The sequence below is a fragment of the Bacteroides sp. 51 genome, from assembly GCF_010500965.1.
In the GTDB taxonomy this organism is placed as follows: Bacteria; Bacteroidota; Bacteroidia; order Bacteroidales; family Bacteroidaceae; genus Bacteroides.
Map to the genome: position 1 here is coordinate 15,193 of NZ_QVMI01000043.1, position 12,523 is coordinate 27,715.

5 protein-coding genes are annotated in these 12,523 nt (G+C 53.9%); 2 read left to right on the plus strand and 3 right to left on the minus strand.

All coding sequences use genetic code 11. From position 1 onward, the window contains the following. Positions 1-6: 6 nt before the first annotated feature. The 3 genes from D0T87_RS21725 to D0T87_RS21735 form a co-directional block, all read right to left on the minus strand. Positions 7-2,187: a glycoside hydrolase family 3 C-terminal domain-containing protein gene (locus D0T87_RS21725; protein ID WP_163178055.1), complete on the minus strand. Its 2,181-nt coding sequence runs from the start codon at positions 2,185-2,187 to the stop codon at positions 7-9. A gap of 154 nt (positions 2,188-2,341) precedes the next feature. After that, positions 2,342-3,904: a glycoside hydrolase family 43 protein gene (locus D0T87_RS21730; RefSeq protein ID WP_163178057.1), complete on the minus strand. Its 1,563-nt coding sequence runs from the start codon at positions 3,902-3,904 to the stop codon at positions 2,342-2,344. 58 nt (positions 3,905-3,962) lie between these two features. Then, complete coding sequence (locus D0T87_RS21735) at positions 3,963-6,476, minus strand: sugar-binding domain-containing protein (protein WP_163178059.1); 2,514 nt, start codon at positions 6,474-6,476, stop codon at positions 3,963-3,965. Positions 6,477-6,725: 249 nt separating this feature from the next. Between D0T87_RS21735 and D0T87_RS21740 the strand changes: the two genes are divergently transcribed. After that, complete coding sequence (locus tag D0T87_RS21740; protein ID WP_163178061.1) at positions 6,726-10,478, plus strand: glycoside hydrolase family 2 TIM barrel-domain containing protein; 3,753 nt, start codon at positions 6,726-6,728, stop codon at positions 10,476-10,478. Positions 10,479-10,483: 5 nt separating this feature from the next. Further along, positions 10,484-12,442, plus strand: a complete 1,959-nt coding sequence (locus tag D0T87_RS21745; RefSeq protein ID WP_163178063.1) for a glycoside hydrolase family 2 TIM barrel-domain containing protein — start codon at positions 10,484-10,486, stop codon at positions 12,440-12,442. Positions 12,443-12,523 lie beyond the last annotated feature (81 nt).

Sequence of the window (12,523 nt, forward strand, 5' to 3'; positions counted from 1 at the left end):
ATGGATTTATTTGATTTGTATTCTTTTAGTTAGCCTGATATCTTCGGAGGAAGCGCCCACCATAACGTTTACCGTTCCCGGTTCAATTACATAGGCATCATTATCGTTGTCCCAGTAGGCCAGTTCATCGGCATTGAGGGTCAGTTCAATGGTTTTGCTTTCTCCTTTCTTTATTATAATACGTTTAAAACCTTTTAGCTGCTTAACCGGCCTTACAATTTTCGATTGCGGGAAAGATACATAGAGCTGGGCAACCTCTTCTCCGTCCATGCCACCCGTATTACTGATATTGAAAGACACCTTGATTTCTTTTCCTTTAGATAAGGTAGAAGAAGATAAGGTGATACCAGAATAATTGAATCTGGTATAACTCAACCCATATCCGAAGGGGTAAAGCGGCTTCTCTTTGGCATACATATACGTCCGTCCGTTGCGGATATCATAATCCATCATAGGCGGCAGGTCGGCAATTGATTTTACCCATGTTTGGTTGGTTCTTCCGGCGGGGTTGAAGTCTCCGAAAATCACATCGGCAAGCCCGTTACCAAGCTCCTGACTGTTGTGAGAGACGTGTAAGATGGCCGGTAGGTTCTCATGCGACCAGTTAATGGCGAACGGGAAACTACTTACCAAAGCGAGGATGGTGTTCGGGTTGACTTTGTACACCACTTTGGCCAGGTCTTCCTGTTCGAGGGTTAATGCCCGGCGGTCTACGGCTTCCCTTCCATCGCTGGGAACAGGGGCGTATTTCCACTTCGGGTCGGTGCCGTATACGTGGTTGCCTATGCATACGATGGCTACATCGGCCTTTTGGGCGGCAATGGCGGCTTTATCCATTTCGTCTGCTGCTTCGTAATAGACTTTTACGTCGCTACTTACGGCATTTTTAATGCCTTGCAGAATGGTTACTGCGTAGGGTGGGGTGCCGCTATACCAATCCAACAGTACTTCGTCCGCACGGGGGCCGATAACGGCAATGGATTTTATCTTGCTCTTATCGAGTGGGAGAAGTTTCTTTTCGTTTTTCAACAGCACAACGGATTTAGCCGTAACCAGACGGACGAACTCTTGTACTTCCTTCTTATTCCATGGGGAAACGGTATCCGTAACGCCGATGTGCGCGTAGGGTATCTTGTCCTGCGTACCATCGAGCAGGCCAAGGCGGAGGGCAACGTAATAATTGTTCCGGATGGTTTTGTCGATATCTTTTTCCGTTAACAATCCTTGTTCGAGGGCTTCGTATATATAGGGCTTATAGTTATCGAGGAATTGCCCTACACCGGCTTTGACCACGGCTACTGCCCCTGCTGTAAGATTAGGATAATATTTATGAGAATTTACCAGCAAGCTCAACGCCCCGCCATCGGTGCAGATGATGCCTTTCATGTTCCAATCTTTGCGAATCTTTTCCATTACCAGATGTACGGTCATAGGAATGCCGTTCCAACTGTTGTAGGCCGCCATAAACGATTGTGCACCCCCTTCTTCAATGCCTTTGCGGAATGGATAGGCGTAATATTCCTGAAAAAGACGATTATCGAAGTCGGAAGAGGTAGAATCTCGTCCGGCTTCGTTGCTGTTGGCGAGAAAGTGCTTCATCAGGGAGGCCGACTTCCAGTAGCGTGGGTCGTTGCCTTGCAGTCCTTTTACAAAGGCAACCGTCATTTCGGCCACGAGGTGAGGGTCTTCACCGAAAGATTCTTCCGTGCGTCCCCATCGGGGATCGCGTGCCAGATCGGCATTGGGAGCCCGCATCACGAGGCCCCTTTTCTGGTATCTGTCGTTTTGCGCATAATAGCGGATTTCTGTGGATTCAATATCCGCGACTTTTTGAATCAGCTCCGTGTCCCATGTCTCCCCCAAACCGTATGCCTGTGGGAAGGTGGTGGTGGGGTATACGTCGGGAACACGCTGATAGTTTACCATTTTGAATCCTCCCCAGTTGCCGGAGCCTCCAAGGGCTAATCCGTGCAGCCCTTCGGAATGTCCGGTTGAGCGTATGCCTAAGCGGGGCACGCCTAAGTCGGTGGAGAGGGCGTTTATCTTTTCATCTATTGTCATCAGCGATAACAGGTTGTCCAATCGTTCGTCGTCACTTAATGTGGTGTTCTGGAACGGATAGATGTACTGCGCCGATAAAAGGCCGGCGGATAAAACACAAAAGATTGTTAGTAATATATTCTTCATGGCATTTAGTAGTTAATGAGAAAGAATAGGTGATTAATGATTTGTGCCAAGCCGTTGGCACAGTAGTGCCAAGTCGATGGCACTGCTATGACAAGCGGGTGGCACTATCGTGCCAACGGCATGGCACTAACCAGAGGTTTTGAGTTCTGTGTCTTTAATACGCGTAATCAAACCACTCAAAGTCCGCCACCCCTTTCGAAGCCTTCGGCGAAGCCGCAAACAGCGCGAAGTAAATCCCTGTAAACCCGCCTACCGTTTCGCTGCTGATATAGCGCACGTCCATTTTCCCCATCGGGTTGAATGTCCGGTTATCCGTAGAATAATAGAAACTGTAGAAATCATTGCTTCCCTCGACGCGCAGGTAAAACTTCCCTTTCGGCAGCTCCACCTCCTTCTCGATGTGTTTCATGTTGCCGAGGCGATAGCGCAGCGTAATGATTTGCTTGTCTTTATCGCCCTGACGCACAAACAGGTCATAGTGGTGTTCGTTGGTCATGTACACGGTGATGCCGCCCTCGTCATTCAATGAAGCCTTGTCGAGTTCGATGGCGGTGGTGGTGGTGCAGTTGATGTGCTGCTGGCGCCGACCGATAAAGGTCGGCGTGACACCCCGATCATCCAGTTGCACGGTCGATGTTTTCAATCTTAAATATCCTTTTCGGGCTGAAAGCGAGTAGTTAGACATGATGGGGTTGTAGAGGTAATTCCATTCCAGCCCCATTTGCGGCGCGTCGAAGTCGGTGCGGACAGGTGCAGGCGCGTGCGGTTTCAGCGGAAGCGTTTCACAATCCATTTCCAGTTGAGCAGTACCATCGCCATTGACAACCGGCCATGCATTCTTATCCCAACGTACGGGAACGAGGAATGTTTCCCTGCCCAACAGGTGGTGCAGACCGGATTGCGGACGGAAGCCGAGGAAGACCATCCACCAGCTGCCATCGTGCGCCTGTACAAAATCGCCGTGACCAACGGCCTGAATAGGATTCATCTGCGCATTCTCGTTGATATGTGTCATGATCGGGTTCGCCGGGTTCGAGTCGTACGGGCCGTAAATGTTGCGGCTGCGGGCAATCGTTATTTTGTGGCCGTATTCCGTGCCGCCCTCGGCGATAAGCAAGTAATACCAGCCGTCTTTCTTGTAGATGTGCGGTGCTTCGGGATAGCGTCCGCCGGTGCCGCCCCAGATGGGTTTCGACTCGGTGAGCTGCTCGCCCGTTTTAGGGTCGATTTCGCACAATGTGATTTTGTTGGGAATAGATAGCATATAGCATTTGCCGTCCTCGAAATAAAGCGAGGGGTCGATGCCGCCCTGTTTCAGCCAAACGGGTTCCGACCATTCCCCGGCAGGGTCCTGCGTGTGGACGATGAAGTTGCCTTTGTCGCACACGTTAGTGGTAATCATATAGAATGTACCCTCATGATAACGAATCGTAGGCGCATAGATACCGCCCGACGGCGCGCAGCTTTTCAAATTGAGTTGCGACTCGCGGCTGAGGCAGTTGCCGATTTGCTTCCAGTTAACGAGGTCTTTGGAGTGAAAGATGGGCACCCCGGGGAAGTACTCGAAGGTGCTGTTTACGAGGTAGTAGTCTTCGCCCACGCGAACTACGCTGGGATCGGGGTAGAAACCGGGGATGACCGGGTTATTATAACCTTGCTGGGCCATGCAAACTGAGCCGAGGGCGATAAATAAAAAGGTGATAAGGGTTTGTTTCATGTTATTTGGGTTATTAATTTAAAAACCTGGGTGCAGCGCATCGCTGTCGCCTCGCTGCTTATTTGCATTTGATTGTTACTGTAGCTGCTTTCAGCCCATCGGCCGTAGCCGTCAGCTCAGCATTTCCTTTCTTGCCGTCGGACTGAACCACCACCAGTGCCTTCCCGCTGAACAACTTCCGCGCAGGCTTCTTAAGCGACAGATGATCTGTTGGGTCGCCATTATCCGTCCCGGCGATAACCCCGGTGCCCGTAATGCTGAAATCAATCATATTATCCGCTACAGGCACGGGCAGACCGTTAGCATCCAGCGCATCTACCGTGATGAAAGAAAGGTCCGTGCCATCGGCGGAGATCGTTTTGCGGTCGGCAGTCAGCCGAAGTTCTACAGGCGCGCCGGTAGTTTTGATTTCGCGCACCAGCACCTCTTTTCCCGCTTTACGCGAGACGGCTTTCAGCGTGCCCGCTTCGTAAGGAACGCGCCACCATACTTTCACTTCGTCGCCTGTTTTCGAGCGTGTGCCCAGCGATTTATCGTTGAGGAACAGTTCCACCTCGTCCGCCTGGTTGTAGTATGCCCAGATGTCCACCGTCTCGCCCGGCGTCCAGTTCCAGTGTGGGAAGACGTGTAATACCGGCGTATCCGTCCATTCGCTCTGGTACATATAGTACACATCTTTGGGGAATCCCGCGAGGTCGATAATCCCGAAGTATGAACTGCGCGACAGCCACCAGTACGGCGTCGGCTCGCCCAGGTAATCAAACCCCGTCCACACATACATGCCCGAAAGGAAATCGTATTTCTTCACCAGCTGCCAGGTGCGCTCGTGCGTGGTTCCCCACGGCGTGCGACTGTTATCGTAAGCCGAGCACTGATTGCCTGGATTCTCGTAAGGCATATCCCAACGTTCGGGGCGGAGGTAAACGTGGTCCGAAGCCATTTCGTACAAGCCGCGCGACATCAGCGACGAAGTCGACTCGGTGATGATGAATTTCTTCCCCGGATACATCTCCGGCAGTTCGGGCCAAAGCTCATCGCTGTAATTGAAGCCGTAAATATCCAGCGCCCCCGACTTAAAGAGGTTGTTGTACGGGCGCGGCTCCTGGTTGCCCGCGGTGATGGGGCGGGTAGGGTCGAGCTCCCTCACAATATCGGCCAGCTTGATGGTAAGCAGCGCGTTGGCATGCAAATCTTCGGAATGCTCGTTCCGGTTCATGCTCTTGGCGAAGTTGAACAGGATGTTCGCCTGTTGCAGGTCGATTGTATCCACGTCCATGTGTACCCATTGTTCCAGCACCTCGTTGCCGATGCTCCACATGAGGATGGACGGGTGGTTGCGGTCGCGCAGGATAAAATCGGTCAGGTCGCGCTCGTGCCACTCGGCGAAGTAGTGCGAGTAATCTTCGGGCGATTTGCGTTTGTGCCACATGTCGAACGCTTCGTTCTGCACGATGAAGCCCATGCGGTCGCACAGGTCGAGCAGCTCCGGCGCGGGTGGGTTGTGCGCCGTGCGGATGCTGTTGCAACCCATCTCCTTGAGAATTTCGAGCTGACGTTCCAACGCCCGTACGTTGATGGCTGTGCCGAGACATCCGAGGTCGTGATGCTGGCAAACGCCCTTTATCTTCATCGGCTCGCCGTTGAGTGAGAAGCCTTTTTCGCGGTCGAACTCAAAGAAACGGACGCCCAGCGGGGTGTCGTACTCGTCGATTACCCGGCCGTCTTCCACCACCTGCGTGGTGATGGTGTACATATAAGGACGGGTGTCCGACCATAGCTGCGGTTTGTCGAGCTTCATCACCTGCACGGTTTCCAGCTTCTCTTCCCTAAGCACGCTCACCTTGCTGTTCATCCTGGTTTTTACCTTGCCGTCGGCATCCTTGATAACCGACACCAGCTCGGCATTGCGCGTTTCCTTACTGTTGTTTTCGAGCGTTACCCGCAGACTTACCCCTGCCGACTCGGCCGATACGTTTTCCGTAGTCACATACGTGCCCCAATGGGCGATGTGCAGCGGGTCGACCGTTACCAGCCTCACGTTGCGGTAGATGCCCGAGCCGCTGTACCAGCGCGAGTTGGGTTGTTTGCTGTTATCCACCCGCACGGCGATGGTATTCTTTTGTCCGTATTTCAGGTGCGGGGTAAGGTCGTACCGGAATGAGATATATCCGTTGGGGCGTTCGCCCAGTAGTTGGCCGTTTATCCATACGGAGCTATTCCAATAGATGCCATCAAACTCAATATATGTAACCTGTCCCCGGCGACTTGCCGGTGGGGTGAATGTTTTGCGATACCAGCCTATGCCGCCTGGCAATGCACCGCCTCCGGGGGTGGCGGGATTGCCGACCGAGAAATCGGACTCGATACTCCAGTCGTGCGGCAGGTTGAGAACCTGCCACGAGGTATCGTCGAATGCTTCAATAGAGGCACGGGGATTGTCGCCCAGGATGAACTTCCAGCCGGAATTAAAGAGGGTAGTCTTCCGGGCCGGCTCATCGATCATGCTCGCCGAGCAACCTTGCAGGGTCAGCAAGGCGAGGATGAGCAGGTAGGAGAGGGTTTGCTTTTTCATGATATTGCGGGGATTAATGTTGTTGATTCCTGTTGGTATTTGCGGGAGTATCCCAGTTGCAAAAATACAATATCCCCTGCACTTCAATGGGCCCGTATGTTTTGTAATGCAGCTGTTATGGAAAGCGGTTGGGGTGGTTTTGTTACAGGTTGGGGTAGGTTTTGATAATGCCTGCTATTTAAAACATTTGCGCCCGGGTTTATGGGAGATTTGTGTTAGTTTTGTATTAATGTAACTTGATACAATACCATGAAAAAGAAAACCTTATTACTCCTATCCCTATTCCTGGGTGTCACCCTTCACGCCCAGCAGCAGCGGCAGCGAGGCGCTGCACCCAAGTTTCCTGCGGAACCACATCGCAGCTTCCTCAACAACCTGTCCCATTACATCGACAACCCCGCCCTCTTCCAGCTCGGCCAAGAAGTCCCCCGCGCCTACCACATCCCCGCCGAAAGCATCTCCCTCAACGGCAAATGGAAATTCTTCTGGTGCGACACGCCCGACGGCATCCCCGCCAATTTCTTCGCACCGAACTATCCCGACAAGAAGTGGGCGCACATCGACGTGCCCTCTAACTGGGAGATGCAGGGCTATGGCGACAAGCTGTTCCGCAACGTGGCCACCCCGTTCCCCGCCAATCCGCCGCACCCACCCGCAGATTATAACCCCACCGGCCTCTACCGCCGCACCTTCAAAATCCCCGCCGACTGGAAGGCCGACAAACAGATATTCCTCCGCTTCGAGAAGGTAGCCTCTGCCTCCTTCGTCTGGATTAACGGACAGGAAGTAGGCTACAACGAGGGCGCCCAGGAGCCCTCCGAATACAATATCACCCCCTACCTGAAACCCGGCGAAAACACCCTCGCCGTCTGCGTATTGAAGTACTCCGACGGGTACTACCTCGAAGGACAGGACTACTGGCGACTCGCCGGAATCTTCGACGATGTCTGGCTCTACGCCGCGCCCAACATCCGCATATTCGACTGGCAGGTGATTACGGATTTCGATGATACGTATACAGATGCGGAAGTGGATGTCCGCGTAAAAATCAAAGATTATAAAGGAGCCGGAACGAAAGGGTATCAGTTAAAGGCAAGCCTTATTAACAAGGATACCGGCAAGGCCGAAGAGTTTGGCGGCAAGGTTCTCAATAATACCGCCAGCATCGAAACCTGGCGCCGGCACCTTGCCGGGCCTTTGAAATGGACCTCCGAAACACCCCACCTCTACACCCTGCAACTCGACCTCCTCACCGCCGACGGCGCCCTGCAAGACCGCATCCAAACCACCATCGGCTTTAAGAAGACCGAAATCCGTGACGGCGTGTTCTACCTCAACGGCGTGCCCCTGAAAGTCAACGCCCAGAACTCCCACATGCAGCACCCCGAGCTCGGTCATGTGATGGACGAGGCCACCATACGCAAAGACTTCGAACTGCTGAAACAATTCAACTTCAACGCCGTGCGCACCTCGCACTACCCGCCGGTGAACAAATACCTCGAACTGGCCAACGAATACGGCCTTTATGTCATCGACGAGGTGGGCGACGAGGCCCACGCCACCGAATGGATTTCCAACCGCCCCGAATACGAACCCATGTATCGCGACCGCGTCCGCAAAATGGTGCTGCGCGACCGCAACTACCCCTGCATCCTCTTCTGGAGCGCGGGCAATGAGAGCGGCGAGGGCGAAAACATCACCCACGTTATCGACGAGGGCAAATCTCTCGACCACACCCGCTACTGGATGTACGGCGGGAACGCTTACTCGCACCCTGCCGAAGACATCATCGGCCCCCGTTACCCCACGCCGATGGAGCTCGAAATACAAGTCGGCCTCGGTCGCGACAACGACACCCGCCCCTCCTTTATGGACGAATACCTCTCCGTAGCCGGCAACGGCGGCGGCGCGCTGGACGATTACTGGAACGTGATCTACCGTCACCCCCGCATCATCGGTGGCGCTATTTGGGATTTCGTCAGCCCCGGGCTGACGGAGGAAATCCGTCAGGTAGAAGATTCTTCGCCATACCGTACCCCTGCACATTTGATGGGAAATGCGCGGCTCGTAAAAGATAAAAATAATACTATACTCGATCTCAATGGGCACGACCAATGGGTAGAAGTCTACCGCTCGGACAACGTAGAAATTTCCGGCGATGCGCTGACGCTTACATTCAAAGCCTATCCGCGCAAGCTCATCAGCAGTTGCGGCTCGTTCATCACCAAAGGCAGTCACCAGTTCGGCGTGCAGCAGCACGGCAAGGAATCGCTGGAATTTTACATCTACACCGATAAGAAACATTCCATCTACGCCCCGCTGCCCGATAATTGGGAGTACAACTGGCATCAGGTGACGGCCGTGTACAACGGCAGCGAAATGGCGCTCTATATCAATAATGAAAAGAAAGCCAACGCCAACGTATCCGGCAACATCCGCAACTTCCCTTTCCCCATCAACATCGGCCGCAATGCCGAAGCACACGGACAGGAAACCAACGTTTATATCTGCGACGCGCAGATGGACGATGTCGGGGTATTCGATAAGGATGTTGTTTCTGATTTTCGCGCGGAGGATGCGAAACTATGGCTTAATTTTGATAATGAAACCAACAATGGCAATTTCTTTAGTTATGGCATCGGCGCCCGCACCTACGGAAGCATCTGGCCCGATAGAACCGTTCAGCCCGAGATGTGGCAGATGAAAAAGACCGTTCAGCCGCTATCTTTCTCGATGGTTGATGCGGAGGCTGGCTTACTCGAGGTGTGGAACCGCAACCATTTTACCGACGCTTCGCAGTACGATATCCGTTGGGAGTTGTTGGAGGATGATAAGGTGATTCAGTCGGGTACATTGGAACTGAATACCGCCCCATTGAGCCGGGAGCGGGTGGAGATTCCTTATAAACAGCCTGCTATGAATTCCGGAAAGGAATACAGAATTATAGTCCGCTCTTTCCTGAAAAAGGACGAGCTATGGGCATCGGCCGGGCACGAAGTAGCGTGGGATGAATTCCCGCTATCCTCGTCATTGCGAGGGCTCGCCCGAAGCAATCCAGGCAACTTGGCAGTTACTAATGAAAGCAACAGCCTCATCGTCTCCGGTACCAACTTCCGCTACACATTTAACGACGGCCTCCTCACCTCCCTTATATATAAAGGTAAGGAAATGCTCAAATCCCCCCTCCGTCTCAACCTCTGGCGCGCGCCCCTGGCCAACGAACTCGACAACTGGAACGCCTGGAACGCCGCCATGCCCTACTGGAAAGAAGGCTATGGAAACACCCTGGCCACCGAAATGTACTCCACCGGCATCGACACCCGGCAGCGGCACCTTACCGCGTTCACTGCCGAGGAAGTGAACGGCCGCGTACACATCAACGTCACCAGCGCCGAACTCATGGGCGCCGACGGGAAAGAGAAAAAAGACCTATACATCGAAGGCGTGCAGTGCAACGGCATCCTCAACACCTACCAATACATCATCCACGGTGATGGTACCATCGAGATCACCCACAACCTCAAGCCCGAGGGCAAGATGCCCCTCTGGTTACCCCGCGTGGGACTGACTCTCACCGTGAACGATGCCCTGAGCAACGTAGAATGGTACGGCCGCGGCCCGCAGGAGAACTATCCCGACCGCAAAACCGGCTACCGCACCGGCATTTACACCAACACCGTCGACGGCATGTTTGAGCCCTACCTCATGCCCCAGGACTACGGCCTGCGCACCGATACCCGCTGGCTCCGCCTCACGGACGACAACGGCATCGGCCTGCAATTCGAAATGAACGAACTGTTCAACTTCAACGCCTACCCGTACAGCACGGACAACCTGACGAAGGCCATGTACACCTATCAACTGCTAAAGCAGGACGGGATAACCGTGAACCTGGACTATGCCACCACGGGCGTAGGCTGCACGGCGCGCGGGGTGTTCCCATCGTACAGGGCGCAGGTGCGGGAGTATGACAGAAAGATAATTATTAAACCAATACAATAGAAGCCATGAAAAAACTCCTTTTCCTCATTCTCATTGCGCTCCTCTGCCTGAAGGCAGGGGCAATTGATACCCACCGCCACTACCTCTCCGGTACCGACAAAGACACCACCATCCGTTGGGATTTCAAAGTCACCTCCGGCCGCAACAGCAACCGCTGGACCAAAATCCCCGTGCCCTCCTGTTGGGAAACCCAGGGCTTCGGTACCTTCTACTACGGTTGGGAAGAACCCGAAACCTCCGACGAAACCGGCTTCTACCGCCACACCTTCAAGGCCGAAAAAGCCTGGCAGGGGCAACACATCGAAATCATCTTCGAAGGCTCCATGACCGACACCGAAGTCAAGATAAACGGCCAGCTTGCCGGCCAGCCCCACGAAGGCGGCTTCTACCAGTTCAGCTACGACATCAGCCACCTGCTGCACTACGGCAAAAAGAACCTGCTCGAAGTCAAAGTAGCCAAGCGCCCCGCCAACAAAACCATCTATAACGCCGAGCGGCAAACCGACTTCTGGCTCTTCGGCGGCATTTACCGCCCCGTCTTTTTGGAGATAAAGCCGCAGCAGCACATCCAATCCCTCGCTATCGATGCCCGCATGGATGGCAACATCACCGTGCGCCCGTACCTCTCGGCCGGTAACGAAGCTACACAAATCACCATGCACGTCGAAGAACTCGACGGCACCCGCGTATCCGACATCATCACCGCCCCCGCCGGAGACGACCTCCGCGCACACATCAGTGGCCTAACCCCCTGGAATCAGGAGCAGCCCTACCTCTACCGTGTCGTAACCGAACTCAGGCAAGACGGCCAACTCCTGCACCGCGTCAGCGAGAAAACCGGTTTCCGCACCGTCGAATTCCGCCCGGCCGACGGCTTCTACCTCAACGGCCAGCGCATCATCTTCAAAGGCGTGAACCGCCATTGCTTCTGGCCCGAAAGCGGTCGCACCCTGTCGCGCCAAATCTCCTTAGACGATGCCCTGCTCATCAAAAACATGAACATGAACGCCGTGCGCATGGCTCACTATCCGCCCGACAAGGACTTCCTCGAAATTTGCGACTCCCTCGGCCTGCTCGTCATCAACGAACTCTGTAGCTGGCAGAAGAAATACGATACCCCCACCGCCCGCCGCCTGGTAAAATCCATGGTGGAGCGCGACCGCAACCACCCCTCCATCGTTATCTGGGCCAACGGCAACGAGGGCGGCTGGAATACCGAGGTAGACGATGATTACCTCACCTACGATCTCCAGCAACGCTTCGTGATGCACCCGTGGGAACGCTTCCGCGGCACCGACACCAAGCATTACCCCGACTACAACTACGTGGTCAACTCCACCCTCTACGACAGCGACGTTTATTTCCCCACCGAATTCATGCACGGCCTTTTCGACGGTGGCAATGCCGCCTCCCTGCGCGATTTCTGGGACGTAATGATGAAGCACCGCGCCCCCGCCGGAGGCTTCCTGTGGGCACTTCTCGATGAGGGCGTCGTCCGCAACAACCAAAACGGCCGGATAGATTGCAAAAACGATGCGGCGCCCGACGGCATCGTAGGCCCTTACCGCGAGAAAGAAGGAAGTTACTATGCCGTTAAAGAAATCTGGTCGCCCATACAGGTGCTTAACCGTACCATCCCGGAGCAGTGGGACGGGAATCTTTTAATCGAAAATCAATATATGTTCACCAATCTTGCTGCCTGCAAATTCTCTTATCGATTAACCGATATAGAGCCTGTGGGCAACGGCAGCTTCGCCGAGAAAGTAGCGGCAGAGGGTAATATCCCTGCCCCGCAACTCAACCCGGGCGAACGGAAGAAAGTGAATCTCAATCTGCCCGAGGGCTGGCAACAGCACGATGTATTGGCTGTAACAGCCACCGACCCGCAGGGCGGCGAGGTTTATACGTGGAGCTGGCCCGTGCGGCAGCGGCAACGTGTCCCCCTCTGGAGGCAGGGCTGTTAAGTTTTCTTGTAATATTTTGTATTTGAGGTTATTATCCTCCATAGTTCTTTGACATTATTAGCATAAAATTGAGTTGCATGT

Coding starts and splice junctions, on each gene's coding strand:
- D0T87_RS21745 (WP_163178063.1), top strand. CDS start 10,484: ATGAAAAAACTCCTTTTCCTCATTCTCATTGCGCTCCTCTGCCTGAAG.
- D0T87_RS21735 (WP_163178059.1), bottom strand. CDS start 6,476: ATGAAAAAGCAAACCCTCTCCTACCTGCTCATCCTCGCCTTGCTGACC.
- D0T87_RS21730 (WP_163178057.1), bottom strand. CDS start 3,904: ATGAAACAAACCCTTATCACCTTTTTATTTATCGCCCTCGGCTCAGTT.
- D0T87_RS21725 (WP_163178055.1), bottom strand. CDS start 2,187: ATGAAGAATATATTACTAACAATCTTTTGTGTTTTATCCGCCGGCCTT.
- D0T87_RS21740 (WP_163178061.1), top strand. CDS start 6,726: ATGAAAAAGAAAACCTTATTACTCCTATCCCTATTCCTGGGTGTCACC.